The following is a 16499-nucleotide window of genomic DNA, read 5'->3' as shown; positions in this document are numbered from 1 at the left end:
GGAGTTCGTTTGATTTCACATGTAGTTTGAGCAGAATTGTCTATTTTTGTCCCACAAAAGGATTCACGTCCACTATGAGTCAAAAAGTACTTCTTTCCGAAAAAGAAATCAACATCATCCTTCACCGATTGGCTTGTCAACTTCTTGAAAATCATTTAGACTTTTCGAATACTGTACTCATTGGAATACAACCCAGAGGAACCTACGTCGCCGAACGGCTCACCAAAATTTTAAAAGAAGAATATAAGGTAAAGCATATCGATCTTGGGTTTTTAGATATTACTTTTTATCGCGATGATTTTAGAAGAGGTGATAAGACCTTAGAAGCGACTGAGACAAAAATTGATTTCTTGGTTGAAGATAAAAATGTGGTTTTAATTGATGATGTTTTGTATACAGGAAGGAGCATTAACGCCGCCTTGACGGCCCTTCAATCTTTTGGAAGACCCAAAGATGTGGAGTTACTCACATTAATAGATAGAAGATTCAGTCGACATTTACCCATTCAGCCCAATTATAGAGGAAGACAAGTTGATGCGATTAATGATGAAAAAGTAAAAGTAATGTGGAAGGAGAACGACGGAAAAGACGTAATATATTTGATAAATAAATAGTATGAGCGAGTTAAGTGTCAAACACTTATTGGGAGTTAAATATCTGAATGCAAAAGATATTCAGCTCATTTTTGAAACTGCCGATCACTTTAAAGAGGTAATCAATCGTTCAATAAAGAAAGTCCCGTCATTACGAGATATTACCATTGCCAACATTTTCTTTGAGAATAGTACACGAACAAAATTATCTTTTGAATTGGCTGAGAAGCGTTTGTCTGCCGATGTTATTAATTTTTCTGCAGGACAGTCCTCCGTGAAAAAAGGAGAAACATTGATTGACACCGTGAACAACATTTTGTCTATGAAAGTAGATATGGTTGTGATGCGGCATCCAAATCCTGGAGCTGGTATTTTCTTATCCAAACATGTGAACGCTTCTATTGTAAATGCAGGTGATGGGGCACATGAGCATCCGACACAAGCTTTATTGGATTCGTATTCCATTCGAGAAAAACTCGGCGATGTAGCGGGCAAAAATGTTGTAATAGTAGGCGATATATTACATTCCCGCGTAGCCTTATCTAATATTTTTGCCCTCAAATTACAAGGTGCCAATGTTAAGGTGTGTGGACCAAAAACCTTACTTCCCAAACATGTGGAATCTTTAGGGGTTGGAGTTGAAACCGATTTGCGGAAGGCTTTAAACTGGTGTGATGTTGCAAATATGCTGCGTATTCAAAATGAGCGATTAGATATTAGTTATTTTCCTACTACAAGAGAATACACGCAACAATTTGGAGTGAACAAAACACTACTTGATAGTTTAGATAAGGAGATTGTGATTATGCACCCAGGTCCTATAAACAGGGGAGTTGAAATAACGAGTGATGTAGCGGATTCAAAGCAATCTATTATATTGAATCAAGTTGAGAATGGGGTTGCCATACGTATGGCTGTGATTTATCTATTAGCTTCAAAAATAAAGTAAACACTATGGTTTTTGACAAAAAAGGAACAACCACAACGGTGTTTCAAGAGAATATTGAGTTGTCAGCGTTTTTAGAAAACTTGAATAATGCCTATTCAAAAATTGAGAACGATCATCTAATTATCAATCTATTTTCTTTTTCCAAATTAAGTGCTGGTGATGTTTTGGAGTTTCTAGAACTGTCAAATACACATCGAGGTGCAAATAAGTCATTTGTTTTGGTAACCAATAAAGTTAGCTACGATGACGTTCCAGAGGAAATTGTTGTCGTGCCAACTCTTCAGGAAGCTCGAGATATTATCGAAATGGAAGAAATAGAAAGGGACTTAGGCATATAATTCTAAATTGAAAGAGGAAAATTGAAAGCGACAATTGGAAATGGAAAATGGGAGAAAGAATATCGTTGGAGAGAAAAGTTTTGATTTTGCCTTGTCAATTATAAAGATTGTAAAAGAAATTCAATCAAATAAAAAGGAGTTTGTTCTTTCCAAACAATTGATTAGATCAGGTACTTCCGTCGGAGCAATGGTTCGCGAAGCCGAACATGCTGAAAGTAAAAAGGATTCACCCATAAAATGGCGATAGGGCTAAAGGAGGCTAATGAGACTAGATATTGGTTAGATTTGCTATATAAATCTGATTATTTGGGCAGAGAAGTTTAAACCAAAATTCATTCAGAGAATGTTCAAATAATAAGGCTTTTGACAGAAATAGTTAAATCCTCCAAACGTAATAGTTGAAAATATGATTTTCCGTTTTCCATTTTCCACTTTCAATTTTCAATTTTTATGAAACTTCATATACTAGGCTGCTATGCGGCCACACCAAGAACTTTGACAAATCCTACTTCTCAAATACTTGAGATTAAAAATCACATGTTTTTAATTGATTGTGGAGAAGGAACGCAGGTACAGTTGCGTAAGAGTAAGGTGAAATTTTCTCGAATCAATCATATTTTTATTTCTCATTTACATGGGGATCACTTTTTCGGATTACCAGGATTGATTTCAACCTTCCGATTATTGGGAAGGGATAAAGAAATGCATATTTATGGACCAAAAGGTATCAAGGAAGCGATTACGCTACTTCTGAAATTAGGAGATTCATGGACCAACTATCTGCTGATTTTCCACGAATTAACTTCCAAAGAATCCGAAATTATTTATGAAGATGATAAGGTGTCCGTTGAGACTATTCCTTTAGACCATCGTGTGTATACCAACGGATTCTTATTCAAAGAAAAGTTGGGTGAACGTAAGCTAAATATTGATGCGGTTGAGGAATACAAAATAGATAGATCATCCTATCAAAACATAAAAAATGGGAAGGATGTGAGATTAGACAACGGACAAGTAATCTCAAATGCTGAGCTGAGCTTCGATCCTCCGAGACCAAAAGCATATGCTTACTGTAGCGATACGGCTTACAAACCTGAAATTATTCCGCAAATAAAAGATGTGGATGTACTGTATCATGAATCCACTTTTTTAGATTCTGAAGTGCATTTATCTAGTAAAACAAAACATGCGACAGCTAAAGAAGCTGCGGCCATTGCTAAGGAGGCCGAGGTTGGCACTTTAATTTTAGGGCATTACTCTACACGATATAAATCTATTGAACCTTTTAAGGAAGAGGCTCAAACAGTTTTTGGTAAAGTTGAATTGGCAGATGACGGAAAAGTTTTTGAATTCTAATACTATTGTCTAGTCGAGAATAGTTAAGACCTAATTTACTTAGCGACCCCAAAGGTTTCGAAAACCTTTGGGGTCTTATAATTTTTATAGAACTTTACAAGATGTATTTTTAATACTAAGAAGCCATGCAAAAAGATCTTGGAGCTTACCGAAAGTCATACGATAAGAGTGCATTGACCGAAGATGCTATTTCAGATAATCCGATGGAACTTTTTCAAAAGTGGTTTTATGAAGTTGAAGCTTCAGAAGGAGTAGATGAGCCAAATGCTATGACCGTTTCAACAGTCGGTTTAGACGGTTTCCCAAAGAGTAGAGTTGTGCTTTTGAAGAAATACACCCACGAGGGATTCATTTTTTACACCAATTACAAAAGTGAAAAAGGAAAAGCAATTGAGAAGAACCCTAATGTATGTATTTCTTTTTTTTGGCCGAATCTTGAACGTCAAATTATTATAAAGGGTAAAGCCGAGAAAATTGCTGAAAATTTATCTGATGGTTATTTTGAATCTCGGCCAGACGGCAGCAAGTTTGGGGCAATAGTATCAAATCAAAGTAATGTAATTCCGTCAAGAGAAATTTTAGAGGAAAAATTAAAGAATCTTGAAAAGGAATATGAGAATAAAGAAATTGAACGCCCAGATTGGTGGGGAGGTTATATTGTCAAACCAGTTTCGATAGAGTTCTGGCAAGGTAGACCAAATCGATTGCACGACAGAATTCGATATACAGTTGAAAATATAGATTGGAAAATGGAGCGCTTAGCACCGTAAAGCAGTTGTCAAAGGCAGTATACGGTTCTTGATATTTTTCTGTATACTGCCAACAAAAAACTAATTTCCCCCATTGTAAAGACAAATTTAAGAATGAAGACACTAATTCTAGTCCGACATGGTAAATCCTCTTGGGAATATTCTGTAGGTGACAAAGATCGGCCTTTGTTACAAAGGGGAATCAATGATGCGCATTTGGTATCTGATCATTTCAATGAGCAATCGATTCCGATTGACGCTACTTTTTCTAGTCCGGCAAATAGGGCACTTCATACCGGTATGATTTTCGTAAGACAATTGTATTTTCCTTTAGATAAGTTCCGAGTGGTCAATGAGTTGTATGATTTTTCGGGAGAGTACGTCCTTCAGTTTATTAAAGATCTGGATGATGATCTAAATACCGTGCTAATTTTTGGGCACAATCATGCCTTTACATACATTGCCAATTCCCTCGGAAATACCTATATTGAAAATGTTCCCACAAGTGGATTGGTACAGTTAGAATTTGACATTGAAAACTGGAATTCAGTAGAAAAAGGAATCACCAAACAGACTATTTTTCCAAAGCAAATAAGAGGATGATAAAGGCCAAGAACCAATATGTAAATCGAGAAATTAGTTGGCTCCGATTTAATGAACGTGTACTACAAGAAAGTACGGATAAAAACGTGCCCCTGATTGAAAGGCTTCGATTTTTAGGAATTTACTCAAACAATCTAGATGAATTTTTTAAAGTTCGATACGCGACGGTAAAACGAATTGTAGAAGCGGGTAAAAAAGGAAAAAGTGTTTTAGGTGGTGAGATAGCGAAAGATCTTTTAGAAGAAATCACGAAAATTGTTATTAAACAACAAGCAAGAAGTGTACATATCTTAAAAGAAATTCAAGCTGAATTAGAAGGTCAAAACATCTTTATTATTAAAGAAACGCAACTAAGCGAGAATCAACGAGACTTTGTTAGAAATTATTTTCTTCGAAAGGTGAGTCCGCAATTGATGACTATTATTCTTAATGATCTTACCGAGTTTCCTTCACTAAAAGATACTGCAGCTTATCTGGCTGTTAAGATGATAATAATAGGAGATCAGGCAGTTGATGAGAAAGAAAAGAGATATGCTTTAATCGAAATTCCCAAAGGAATTGATCGTTTCGTAGTACTTCCAAAAGAGGGTGATAAAAATTACATCATCATTTTAGATGACCTTATTCGATACTGCCTGCGAAGCATTTTTACCATGTTTGAATATGAATCGATATCAGCACACATGATTAAGATTACCCGTGATGCGGAGTTGGATATGGACAATGACCTTAGTAAAAGTTTTATTGCTAAGATTTCTTCAAGTGTAGAACATCGTAAGATGGGAGACCCTGTGCGTTTTGTATATGATCAGAGCATAGGTGAGGACACTTTAAGTTTCCTAAAGGAAAAAATGAACGTTGAGGATACTGATAGCGTTATACCTGGAGGCAGGTATCATAACAGACGTGATTATATGGGCTTCCCTAGTTTGGGTAGACAAGATTTGATGTATGACAAGATTGAAGCTTTGCCTGTAAAAGGGTTTAGTATGGAAGGAAGTCTGCTAGAGCAAATTGCACAAAAGGACTATCTGCAGTATACGCCTTATCATACATTTTCTTATGTGATCAAATTTCTAAGGGAGGCAGCTCTTGACCCCAAGGTCAGAACTATAAAGATTACGGTTTACAGGTTGGCCAGTAACTCTCAAGTAGCTGCATCATTGATTAATGCCGTTAAAAATGGAAAGCAAGTTACGGTTCAAATCGAATTACAAGCACGTTTTGATGAGCAGGCGAACATACAGTACGCCGAACAATTGCAATCAGAAGGGGTAAAGTTGATATTTGGAGTTCCTGGACTCAAAGTGCATAGTAAGGTTTGTGTTATCGAAAGAGAGGAAGAAGAGGGCATGAAACGCTACGGATTCATTAGCACCGGAAACTTCAGCGAAGCCACCGCTCGCATTTATACAGATTATACTTTGTTCACTGCACATGAAGCCATCCTGAAGGAATTAAACAAAGTCTTTGATTTCTTTGAGACGACCTATAAAATTAATAAATACAAACATCTTATTGTTTCGCCGCATTACACGAAAAGCACCTTTCTCAAGCTAATAGATAATGAAATTCAAAGTGCCTTGGCTGGTAAAGAAGCGTATATTAAAATTAAAATGAACAGCTTCACAAGCTATAAAATGATTGACAAGCTCTATGAGGCAAGTAATGCAGGGGTGAAGATACAATTGATTATTAGAGGTATTTGTTGCTTGGTGCCTGGAGTGAAAGGAATGAGCGAAAATATTGAAGCTATTAGTATTGTAGATAAGTTTTTAGAGCATCCTCGTATTTTTATCTTCGGAAACAATGGTGATGCAAAAATTTATATTTCTTCTGCGGATTGGATGACTCGTAACCTAGATAATAGGGTAGAAGTAGGATGTCCTATTTACGACCCTGAGATTAGACAAGAGTTGTTAGACACCTTTGAAATGTCTTGGAGTGATTCTGTAAAAGCAAGAATTTTCAATGAAGCACAAGACAATGAATATCGAAAGAGTGGTAATGGTGCAATCCGATCTCAGTTTGCGATGTATGATTATTATCTAGAAAAGTTGAGTAGAGAGTAGCCTTGTGATATAGTTTAGACGTTGACCGGTTTATGAGTTTAGCGTTTTGAATTTTATTTTGTTAAAATAAAACTTTACAACTCTTTCTAAACTCATAAACCGGTCAACGTCTAAACCTCTTTTCACCCATGAATACTCTCATTCTTACTAAGGCCTTTCATAATCTCCGCCTCGTATTCAAGTAAAGCTTGCCACTTTTGATCTACTTCTTGTCGATCTCCGTATTGTCGGGCAAACTTTAAGAACATGGTGTAATGACTTGCTTCGCTGACCATGAGTTTATGATAAAACTCTGCCAATTCTTTATCTTCAAGTTCTTCCGACAACAAACGAAAACGCTCACAGCTTCTTGCTTCAATAAGTGCCGCATAAAGTAATCGATGTACCAGTTGTGTAGTCCTGCTTCCTCCCTTTGGAAAGAACTTGACCAATTGCAGTACATACTCATCTTTGCGATCTCTACCTAGTTTCTGACCTCTTGCTATAATACGATCATGCACCATTTTAAAATGTCCCATTTCCTCACGGGATAGTGCGATCATTTCTTCAATCAAATCGGTATACTCTGGGAAACTTACAATCAATGAAATAGCAGTACTTGCAGCCTTCTGTTCGCAATAGGCATGATCGGTTAATATCTCATCAATATTCTTTTTAACAATATTCACCCATCGTGGATCTGTGGGAAGTTTTAAACCGAGCATAGCACTTATTTTGACAACAAAAATAGAAAGAAAACGTTACTTTCATGTATACTTAAAGTAAACATATTAGCTCATGAACAACGTATTCAAAATCTGTGCAGTCCTCTTTGGAATCTTATTTATAGTTTCTGCAGCATTGCAATACAACGACCCAGATCCCTTAATTTGGATTGTCATTTGGGGGGTAGCTGGTGTTGTTACGCTAGCTTTTGCTTTCAATCGCATTTCTTTCCCAATACCTTTGGTTATGGGTGTCGCCGCGCTAATTGGATTTTTTTACATGTATCCTGAGAAGTTTGAAGGCTTTGAAATAGGGGCCGGAGATATTAAAAATATAGAAGAGGCGAGAGAAGCTTTCGGACTCTTAATAATTGCCGTTGTAATGCTAACATTAGGTTTGAGAGGTTATTTGATACACAAATCAAAATCAAAGGTCTAAATCGAACTCTTTTCGTAGCAAATCTATTGTGGGATTCTTTTCCCTCAACTTTTGGTATTTTTCTTCCGGAGTGAATGCAAACTTTTTCGCAGTAGCTTCATTCACAGTAATTTGAAGTGTAATAAAGTGATTGTTCAGTTTTGATTTTAGAAATTCCATCAAGTCATATTGCTCACGCTCGATTTCCTTTTTCATCGTATCATTTGGAAGTTCAATCCAAAGGGTAGTTTCGTTCCTTAACTTAGGAACATCAGCATTTAAATTTGAAGCCAAAATCTTTCGTCCTGCATCATCGATCTTCTGAACGAACTCGGCCCAAAGAGCCTGCATTGCTTCTTCAGTAAATGTGTCTTTTGGAAGTAAACTTTCATCAATTGAATCGTCCTTTCGATTCTGTTCATGAACTTTTTTAGCTTTCAAACTAGATATTGAAAGGGCCGAAACTCGCTTTTCAGCTAAACTGATGTTCATCTTAGGTGCTTCCGAAACTTCTTTTTCTTTTACGAGGGTTTCAACCTTTTCAGAAACAGCAATTTCAGGTTCTGAAACTGTTGTTGTAATTTTCGTAGGTGTTTCTTGTATTACTTCAGTTACAACTTCTGTTTTAGGCTCAGTTGTTATTTGTATAGACTCCGTCGAAATACTTTGAGGTACATCTGTAGTAATCGCAGCTTGTAAAACGGGCTCCTGTGAAGATGATATGGTTTCCTCGACTGCAGGTAGTTCTGAAGTAGTTTCTTGGGCAATTAATTCTTCACTAGGTGTTTCTGCCGGAACTTCTTCGGGAGTTTCTATAACTGGCTTAGAAGGATTAATTCCTTTGTAAAAGGAAGCAGGAGCAATAAAATCAACAGTACTACCAGAAAGGGCTACGGATTCAGGATTTTTTTTTTCTCCATCAAAATCGATGGATGCAAGTTTCATTAAAGACAATTCTACCAGAAGACGTTGGTTCTTGCTGGTCTTATATTTTAAATCGCAGTCGTTGGCTATGTTCAACGCCTTTAGCAAAAAGGAATTAGAGGTTTTTTTGGACTGTTCTAGGTAACTCTGTTTTGCGCCATCACCCACTTCCAGCAAATTAATAGTGCTTTGATGTTGGCAGACCATCAAATCTCTGAAGTGTGTTGCTAATCCGCTAATAAAGTGATGTCCGTCAAAACCTAAGGATAAAGTTTTATTGAATAATAGCAGTAGTTCGGGAATATTATGCTCAAGAATACGGTCCGTCGCTTCGAAATAGGTTTCGTAGTCGAGAACGTTAAGATTTTCAGTAACCGCTTTTCGTGTTAATTGTTTTCCAGAAAAACTTACCACACGATCAAAAATGGAAAGCGCATCGCGCATTGCGCCATCTGCTTTTTGGGCAATAATATGCAGCGCATCATCTTCGGCCTCAATGCCTTGATTCTCTGCAATATACTTTAAGTATTTTGCCGCATCTTTTACTGTAATTCTTTTGAAATCAAATATTTGACAACGAGATAGTATAGTAGGAATGATTTTGTGTTTCTCTGTAGTTGCCAAAATAAATATGGCATGCTTCGGTGGCTCTTCTAGTGTTTTTAAGAACGCATTAAAGGCATTTGAGGACAGCATATGCACCTCATCAATAATATATACTTTGTATTTACCAGTCTGTGGCGGTATACGAACCTGGTCAATCAGATTTCGAATGTCATCAACAGAGTTGTTTGAGGCAGCATCCAATTCAAAGATGTTAAATGCAAAATCTTCATCCTCACTCTGAGTGCCATCTTGATTGATTTGTTTGGCTAAAATTCGAGCACAAGTTGTTTTACCAACACCTCTTGGGCCACAAAACAAAAGTGCTTGAGCCAAATGATTGTTCTCAATAGCATTCATTAGCGTATTAGTAATCGCTTGTTGCCCGACAACATCTTTAAATGTCTGAGGTCTGTACTTTCGAGCTGATACTACAAAGGGTTCCAAATAGGTGTTGTTTTGTGTCAAAAATGAACTGCCTACAAATATAAAAATCCATAGGTAGTATCGGTGCTGATTATCGTTCTTTAAGTGATTTTTTATCAACAATTATGGACTATTGGGCTACCTTTGCACTAGCAGGTCACCTTATCGCGGTTCGCGTAAGCGAAACGAGGAAAGTCCGGACACCATAGTGCAACATAGTGGGTAACGCCCATCCGTCGAGAGATGCGGACAAGTGCAACAGAAAGCAAGTACAGTTCGGCTGTAGTGAAAACAGGTAAACTCTATGTGGTGAAACGTCATGTAAACCGGTGTTTGAGGGCTGCACGCCCGAGCCGAAGGGTAGGCGGTTTGAACTTTTAGGTAACTGAAAGTCTAGATAAATGATAAGGAACTCAGCAATGAGTTACAGAATCCGGCTTATGACCTGCTTTTTAAATAGAAACTTTATTGTCATTCTCGCGAAGGCGAGAATCTCCTGCTCTAGTCTTATTATTCCCGTCCTCGACTACGCTCAGGACAAACTTCGGGAGGGATCCTTCTTCATTAAATACACTTGCTCAAGAAAATAACTTCCTATATTTAGCAGGAAGTTCTTTTTCAAAGCGTAAGTTCTCTTTCGTAAACGGATGTACAAACCCCAAAGAAAAAGCATGCAAGTACAATCCTTTTCCCTTTAAGATTAAACCTTCTTTTCCATAAGTAGAATCACCCAATATCGGATTTCCTAGAAAGGCTAGATGTTTTCGTAGCTGGTGTCTTCTTCCTGTTTTAGGAGTTAATTTCACCAAATTCAAATATTGAAATCTTTCGGAAACTACGGTGTTTACGATTTCGAATTTCGAAAAGGCTTTTTTGTCATCAATGGGAATATCGATTGTTCCTTCCTTTTTCATCTTTCCAATGGTAACGGCAAAATACGTTTTCAAAACTTTTTTTTGCTCAAACAATCTATTTAAGGCTAAAATGGAAGCACTTGTTTTTCCGATAAGCAAAAGTCCTGTTGTGGCATAATCTAACCGGTGAGTGGGTTGTGGTTTTACAGCATCTGCCTGATCACTTTTCTTAAGATTTTGTTCTAGAGCATTGGCTATTGTTTTAAAGGAATTACCGCTAACCAAAATGCCTGGAGGTTTATTCATGATAGCGAGGTAATCATCCTCATAAACAACTTCCAATTTAAGAATAAGTTGTTTTTTGCATGGATCATTCTCAGGATGAATAAATGCAATTATTTCATTGCCATGGATAAAAGTAGAAGTCGTACCTAGTTTTCCATTTACTAGAATGTATTCTTTTTTGATAGCTTTTTTTAAAGCAGATTTGGTAGAAAGGGTAGGGAAGATACCAACACCATATTCCTGCAAACGGATTGGTTTTTCTTGTGCAGCTGCGATATGGGTTTCTGTTTTAGTTTTCACTACTGCTCTTGACTCATTTCAAAGAGTTTTTTACCTCCAACGTAAGTTTGTAAAACCTTAACTTCTCGAATTTTTATTGGGTCAATTTTAGTAAGATCTTCACTTAAAATAATAAAATCTGCCAGTTTCCCAGCTTCCAAGGTTCCTTTTCTATTTTCTTCAAATGATGCATATGCTGCATCTTTGGTGTACGCTCGTAATGCTTGTTCAATTGATATTTTTTGCTCCGGAACCCATCCCTCAGGATTTTTATTATCCAAAGTTCTCCGAGTTACCGCAGCGTAAATTCCATCTAAGGGAGATGCAGGTGCCACAGGCCAATCGCTGCCGAAAACAACTTTCGTATTGGCATCTAACAAAGATTTGAAAGCATAGGTGGTTTTTATACGTTCGGACCCGATAAGTTCTTCTGCCCATCTTCCATCATCTATAGCGTGATAAGGTTGCATACTTGCTATGACATCTAACTCGGAAAAGCGCTGTATATCTTCAGAAGCTAAATGTTGTGCATGTTCAATTCGAAATCTTCGGTCTCTTTTTCCATTTTCGCTAATTACCTTTTGATATGTATTTAAGAGGGAATGGATTGCTTTATCTCCAATGCCATGAACAGTTATTTGCAGTCTCCCTTGATCGGCCTTGGAAATCCATTGGTATAAATTTTCTTCTGTATTGATGAAGAAACCACTATCCTCAGGCTTATCTATGTAAGGAGATTTAAAAGCTGCCGTATGAGAACCTAGCGATCCGTCAACAAAACCTTTAACGAGTCCTGTTTTTAGCCATTTATTATCTTCCTTCTGCATTCCAAATTCTTCGTTCCATCTGTTTAAGGGTTTTGCTAGGTAGATCCGTACTTTGAGTTCTCCAAATTCTTTTAGTTGTTTGGCGGCAGTATAGGTTCCTAAACTATCAACATCATGAACAGAAGTGACGCCATTCGATAAAAGATAATTTTCAGCTGCCTTTAAGGCAGTTTTCTTTTGTGATTCGCTCATTGATGGAATCTTGGTCAATACCAAATTCATGGCACTTCCTTTTAATATTCCCGTAGGAGAACCATCTGCATCGCGGACGATTTCACCACTTGCTATGTTTGAAGTGTTTTTATCAATATTGGCAATTTTCAGTGCCGCTGAATTTGCTAAAATCATATGTCCGTCAAGACGATAAATTGCCACGGGTTTATCTTCGGTGTATTTATCTATCCATTCTTTATTAGGTAGTTCACCTCCCCATAAAGTATGATCCCAATTGCCTTCTAATATCCATTGGCCAGCTTCTAAGGTTTGAGCATAGTCAGCAATGCGTTTTGCGAATTCCTCAGGAGAGTTTGCATCTCTAAGTTCAACACTTAAAAGAGCATTCCCTCCCATCATTAAATGAACATGTGTATCAATGAATCCAGGAGTAATAAAATTGCCGTTGGCATCAATACGTTCGGTTGAAACGCCTTTGCGTTTTTCTATTTCTTCTTTTGTTCCAATCGCCAGAATAGAATCTCCTGAGACGGCGATAGCTTCCGCATTTGGCATAGTAGTATTACCAGTCCAAATGGAGGCGTTGGTAATAATAAGATCTGCCTTTTGTAGCTGCTTTTCGCAAGAAGTAAATGAGCATAAAATACTAGCTAATAATATAACTAGGCTTATTTTTTCGGAATAAATCATAGATAATTCTATTAAAAAAGAGAGCTTCTGAAAATGGTTTAAGCTAGCTCAAAAAAGCTAAAAACACTACCGCCATATTTTCGTTTCTTTGAAAAATGATCCATATGCGAAAGATCTGTTTGCTTTGCGTGCTCAATGATTAAAAGTCCATCTTTTGATAGCAAATCATTTTTAAACACCAACTCTGGAATTTTTTCAAAACTTTCTATAGCTAAATCGTAAGGGGGATCAGCAAATATAATGTCGGATTTTAAAGCGGTTTTTTCTAAAAAAGAAAACACATCACTTTTAAATGCACTAATATTTAAATCAAGTTCAGTTGCCGTCTTATTTATAAATTGGACACAACCATAATCACCATCTACAGCAGTAATTTTTTCACAACCTCGGGAAGCAAATTCATAGCTAATATTGCCAGTACCAGAAAAAAGGTCTAAAACAGCAATTTCATCGAAGTAGTAATTATTGTTCAATATATTGAAGAGAGCTTCCTTTGCCATATCAGTTGTAGGTCGTACTGGTAGTTTATTTGGAGCTGCAATACGCCTACTCTTATATTTTCCTGAAATGATACGCATTATAAGGTCTTTAAAACGGTAAAGTCAATAGCGTCTTTTTCTAAATCCATCGGATAAGAAGAAATAGAGGGTACCATTATAGAAATGTCTTTGACATACTCATAGCATATTTTATAGATAGCATCTTCTTCCTCTATGGCACCAAAAAGTTTGAGTTTGGTGGTTTCTGTATCAAGTTCTAACTGCTCAAGGGTAAACAATAAGTAATAGATAAAATCTTCTTTAGTTATAAAATCAAAGCTGTTATAAAGTAGTAATTTCTTTTGGCTAATTACTGTAACTTCCATTTGTCGATCTGCTACATGAACATAACAAGTAGGGTCTTTGGGAATATTCTGACCAGTAAGCAAAGACTCAACCATTACAGTGCCACTATGTTTATAAGTGAATTCTCCAAAAAGCTCATAAATGTAATTGTTCACATTGACAAAGGGCACGTAAACCGTAATCATATCGTGATTCTCGACCTCATCATAAGCAAGGTGATCATTTGCCAATATTTTGGTATTGAATTTCAGATAGTTGGGCATTTCATTTTCGTCAAACAACGATTTAGGCACCAAACTAAATAGCTTATTGCGGTGAACTACTATAATCTCTGAAAAGCGCTGCTGTTCAATTTTATGCTTTTTAAAAAGAGCAACTAAGCCTTTTTGAAGTCCGTAAGGTGTTCGCTCTTTTTCAAAAACAATACGATCTGAACTTATTACGGTATGACCAACCGTATCTAGAATGCAAAAAGAAAGTCCATTCAAGCTAACTTGAATGGACAGTTTATTAAATTCAGTAGAAATATCTGTGATCTCGTTATTGGACACTTTTTCTGTCATAAATCGCAGGCCAGTTACCGCTTGTGCTAACTTGATCTAGAGAACCAACAGTAATAAATGGCCCGTTTACTTCTTCAACACTTACTTGAGCATTTTCTCTAGATAAAAGATCTTTTGGTTGGTCTGCCAAAATATCAGATTTAGCAACTTTTACTTCGTAAACAGGAGCTTTGTAACCGCCTTTATCTATAATTGCAGCTTTCATTTCAAAAGTCTTTCCTGGCACTCCAGGAACATTCATCATGTTTTTAAATCGATCGTCTTTCTTGAAAAGTGAATCTCTAACCGCCCGTGTTCCTAGAGTATCAATGATAACAGTATCGACAGGCATGTCGATTCCGAAAGCTTTGTTGAAACGCATAAAAGAAGAATCTTTTTGTGTAGTGATAGTGTATTCAGCTTTATCAACGAAATCTATTAGAGTTTTAAAAGTACCCGCATACTGACCTCTCACACTTTTATGAGCTTCTTGAGAAAGTTTAATATCTTTCATTACCGAAATAACTTTAGCAAAACGCTCTTCTTTTACTTCTTGAAATCTTATTGGTCCTGTTATGGAGTTGTATATTAAATAAGCCAATACTCCGCAAACTAACCAAAGTAATATTTGAATTCCGGTCTTCATTTCGTTTCGTGTTAATTAAAATTTAGTGGTTGTAGCAAATTTACATTTTTTTTTCAATCGCAAAAGTTTTTCTACTAAAAATCCTGATTATCTTAGCAGCCCTATGAAAACCCGTACAGACGCTTCATTTTACACTATTTTAAAGGATAAGTTTCCACACGAACCTACCTTGAAGCAGTCGGTTGCTTTACAGAAATTATCTACCTACATTTTAAGCACCAAAAAGGATGCCATTTTTTTGTTAAAAGGTTTTGCTGGTACAGGAAAAACAACGCTTGTCGGTACTCTGGTAAATAGTTTATGGCAAACTACAATGAAAGCCGTTTTGATGGCTCCAACCGGAAGAGCAGCGAAAGTGATGTCTAATTATTCCAAAACGGCGGCATTCACAATCCACAGAAAAATATATTTTCCCAAGAAACAAAGTGGAGGCGGAGTTCAGTTTGTCTTAGCGCCCAATAAACATCGCAACACTGTTTTTATTGTAGATGAGGCATCTATGATTCCTGATACACCAGCAGATTCCAAACTTTTTGAAAATGGCTCTTTATTAGACGACCTCTTGATGTTTATTTATTCAGGACACAATTGCAAGTTGATTCTCATCGGAGATACTGCGCAATTACCACCTGTGCATTTAAATTTGAGTCCTGCTCTTGATGCCGATAAACTAGAGTTGAACTATAATAAAGAGGTAGTTCGATTGGAGTTGGATGAAGTGGTTCGGCAAGCAGAGGACTCTGGAATCTTAGTCAACGCTACAATGTTAAGAGAACAGTTGCAAAGTGAATTTTTTGAAGCTTTTCAGTTTAATGTGAGTCCGTTTAAAGATATCGTCCGTTTGATTGAAGGACAAGAAATTCTAGATGCCATTGATAACTCATATTCCGAAAATGGGAAAGAGGAAACTTCTTTTATTGTTCGCTCTAACAAACGGGCAAATCTGTATAATGAAAACATACGCAGTCGCATATTGTATTTGGAGAATGAGATTGCGGTAGGAGATTTTATGATGGTGGTCAAGAACAATTACTTTTGGCTAGATACGAAATCAGAGGCTGGGTTTATTGCTAACGGGGATATCATAGAGGTACTGGAAATCTTTGCAATTAAAGAACTCTATTCTTTTAAGTTTGCCGAGGTAAAAGTTCAAATGGTTGATTACCCTAACATGAAACCTTTTGAAACGGTTTTACTTCTAGATACAATTCAAGCTGTGACCCCGTCTTTATCTTATGAAGATGGAAATCGACTCTATCAGAATGTAATGGAGGACTATCAAGATGAGAAATCAAAATACAAAAAATTTCTTGGTGTAAAAGGAAATAAATACTTCAATGCATTGCAGGTAAAATTCTCATATGCAATTACTTGTCATAAATCTCAAGGAGGGCAATGGGATACAGTTTTCGTTGAGCAACCCTATCTGCCAAATGGGGTTGATAAAGAATATTTGCGATGGCTATATACCGCTGTCACACGTGCTAAAAAACAACTTTACTTAATCGGATTTAAGAACGATTTTTTTCTTGATGGGGAATAAGTTAAATTTGGTTTGATATTTGATTTACAAAGTCGTAGGTATAGTTCATGAATGAATTTTGGGTAACAAAAATGGCAAT

Annotated in this window: 16 protein-coding genes, 1 other RNA gene and 1 pseudogene; 11 read left to right on the top strand and 7 right to left on the bottom strand. The window is 36.7% G+C overall.

What is annotated here, in order from left to right; genetic code table 11:
• Nucleotides 1–74 precede the first annotated feature (74 nt).
• The 8 genes and pseudogenes from pyrR to ppk1 all read left to right on the top strand — a co-directional run bounded on the left by pyrR (nucleotide 75) and on the right by ppk1 (nucleotide 6660).
• Nucleotides 75–614: a bifunctional pyr operon transcriptional regulator/uracil phosphoribosyltransferase PyrR gene (pyrR, locus tag ACKWCD_RS13770; protein ID WP_413984539.1), complete on the top strand. Its 540-nt coding sequence runs from the start codon at nucleotides 75–77 to the stop codon at nucleotides 612–614.
• 1 nt (nucleotide 615) lies between these two features.
• A complete protein-coding gene (locus tag ACKWCD_RS13765) occupies nucleotides 616–1542 on the top strand; it encodes an aspartate carbamoyltransferase catalytic subunit (protein ID WP_413984538.1) in 927 nt (308 codons plus the stop codon).
• A 5-nt stretch (nucleotides 1543–1547) separates the two neighbouring features.
• Nucleotides 1548–1880: a ribonuclease Z gene (locus tag ACKWCD_RS13760; protein ID WP_413984537.1), complete on the top strand. Its 333-nt coding sequence runs from the start codon at nucleotides 1548–1550 to the stop codon at nucleotides 1878–1880.
• A gap of 40 nt (nucleotides 1881–1920) precedes the next feature.
• Nucleotides 1921–2204: pseudogene (locus ACKWCD_RS13755) on the top strand (four helix bundle protein).
• Between the two features lie 126 nt (nucleotides 2205–2330).
• Nucleotides 2331–3236 carry a ribonuclease Z gene (locus tag ACKWCD_RS13750; RefSeq protein ID WP_413984536.1) on the top strand — a complete coding sequence of 302 codons (906 nt, stop codon included), beginning with the start codon at nucleotides 2331–2333 and terminating at the stop codon, nucleotides 3234–3236.
• Nucleotides 3237–3361: 125 nt separating this feature from the next.
• Complete coding sequence (gene pdxH, locus ACKWCD_RS13745) at nucleotides 3362–4006, top strand: pyridoxamine 5'-phosphate oxidase (RefSeq protein WP_413984535.1); 645 nt, start codon at nucleotides 3362–3364, stop codon at nucleotides 4004–4006.
• Nucleotides 4007–4099: 93 nt separating this feature from the next.
• Nucleotides 4100–4588, top strand: a complete 489-nt coding sequence (locus ACKWCD_RS13740; RefSeq protein WP_413984534.1) for a SixA phosphatase family protein — start codon at nucleotides 4100–4102, stop codon at nucleotides 4586–4588.
• Nucleotides 4585–6660 (top strand): polyphosphate kinase 1, encoded by a 2076-nt coding sequence (gene ppk1, locus ACKWCD_RS13735; protein ID WP_413984533.1) that lies wholly within the window; start codon nucleotides 4585–4587, stop codon nucleotides 6658–6660. The genes ACKWCD_RS13740 and ppk1 overlap by 4 nt, the downstream gene beginning before the upstream one ends.
• Nucleotides 6661–6782: 122 nt before the next feature.
• On the opposite strand, the gene ACKWCD_RS13730 is transcribed toward ppk1, so the two are convergent.
• Complete coding sequence (locus ACKWCD_RS13730) at nucleotides 6783–7364, bottom strand: MiaE family protein (RefSeq protein ID WP_413984532.1); 582 nt, start codon at nucleotides 7362–7364, stop codon at nucleotides 6783–6785.
• A 73-nt stretch (nucleotides 7365–7437) separates the two neighbouring features.
• On the opposite strand from ACKWCD_RS13730, the gene ACKWCD_RS13725 reads away from it, so the two are divergent.
• Nucleotides 7438–7803 carry a transmembrane 220 family protein gene (locus tag ACKWCD_RS13725; protein ID WP_413984531.1) on the top strand — a complete coding sequence of 122 codons (366 nt, stop codon included), beginning with the start codon at nucleotides 7438–7440 and terminating at the stop codon, nucleotides 7801–7803.
• On the opposite strand, the gene ACKWCD_RS13720 is transcribed toward ACKWCD_RS13725, so the two are convergent.
• Nucleotides 7792–9756 (bottom strand): DNA polymerase III subunit gamma/tau, encoded by a 1965-nt coding sequence (locus ACKWCD_RS13720; RefSeq protein ID WP_413984530.1) that lies wholly within the window; start codon nucleotides 9754–9756, stop codon nucleotides 7792–7794. The two genes, ACKWCD_RS13725 and ACKWCD_RS13720, sit on opposite strands and share 12 nt — an antisense overlap.
• A 128-nt stretch (nucleotides 9757–9884) precedes the next feature.
• On the opposite strand from ACKWCD_RS13720, the gene rnpB reads away from it, so the two are divergent.
• Nucleotides 9885–10191, top strand: an RNA gene (gene rnpB, locus ACKWCD_RS13715) — RNase P RNA component class A.
• Nucleotides 10192–10313: 122 nt separating this feature from the next.
• Here the strand turns inward: rnpB and ACKWCD_RS13710 are convergent.
• The 5 genes from ACKWCD_RS13710 to ACKWCD_RS13690 are packed head-to-tail and all read right to left on the bottom strand — an operon-like array spanning nucleotide 10314 to nucleotide 14877.
• A complete protein-coding gene (locus tag ACKWCD_RS13710; protein WP_413984529.1) occupies nucleotides 10314–11174 on the bottom strand; it encodes an RluA family pseudouridine synthase in 861 nt (286 codons plus the stop codon).
• Entirely contained in the window at nucleotides 11174–12844 is a 1671-nt protein-coding gene (locus ACKWCD_RS13705; protein WP_413984528.1) for an amidohydrolase, read from the bottom strand. Before ACKWCD_RS13705 ends, ACKWCD_RS13710 begins: the two co-directional genes overlap by 1 nt.
• A 38-nt stretch (nucleotides 12845–12882) precedes the next feature.
• A complete protein-coding gene (locus ACKWCD_RS13700) occupies nucleotides 12883–13422 on the bottom strand; it encodes an RsmD family RNA methyltransferase (RefSeq protein WP_413984527.1) in 540 nt (179 codons plus the stop codon).
• Nucleotides 13422–14252, bottom strand: coding sequence for a DUF3822 family protein (locus ACKWCD_RS13695; RefSeq protein WP_413984526.1), 831 nt, complete (start codon nucleotides 14250–14252; stop codon nucleotides 13422–13424). The genes ACKWCD_RS13700 and ACKWCD_RS13695 overlap by 1 nt, the downstream gene beginning before the upstream one ends.
• Entirely contained in the window at nucleotides 14230–14877 is a 648-nt protein-coding gene (locus ACKWCD_RS13690; RefSeq protein WP_413984525.1) for a hypothetical protein, read from the bottom strand. The genes ACKWCD_RS13695 and ACKWCD_RS13690 overlap by 23 nt, the downstream gene beginning before the upstream one ends.
• Nucleotides 14878–14980: 103 nt before the next feature.
• On the opposite strand from ACKWCD_RS13690, the gene ACKWCD_RS13685 reads away from it, so the two are divergent.
• The gene (locus ACKWCD_RS13685; protein ID WP_413984524.1) at nucleotides 14981–16420 is read left to right on the top strand and encodes an ATP-dependent DNA helicase; all 1440 of its coding nucleotides are present in this window, start codon (nucleotides 14981–14983) and stop codon (nucleotides 16418–16420) included.
• Nucleotides 16421–16499: the final 79 nt, after the last annotated feature.

It is taken from the genome of Maribacter taeanensis, assembly GCF_047345145.1.
Taxonomy (GTDB): Bacteria; Bacteroidota; Bacteroidia; order Flavobacteriales; family Flavobacteriaceae; genus Maribacter_C.
This window is presented reverse-complemented; position numbering and strand designations above follow the sequence as displayed.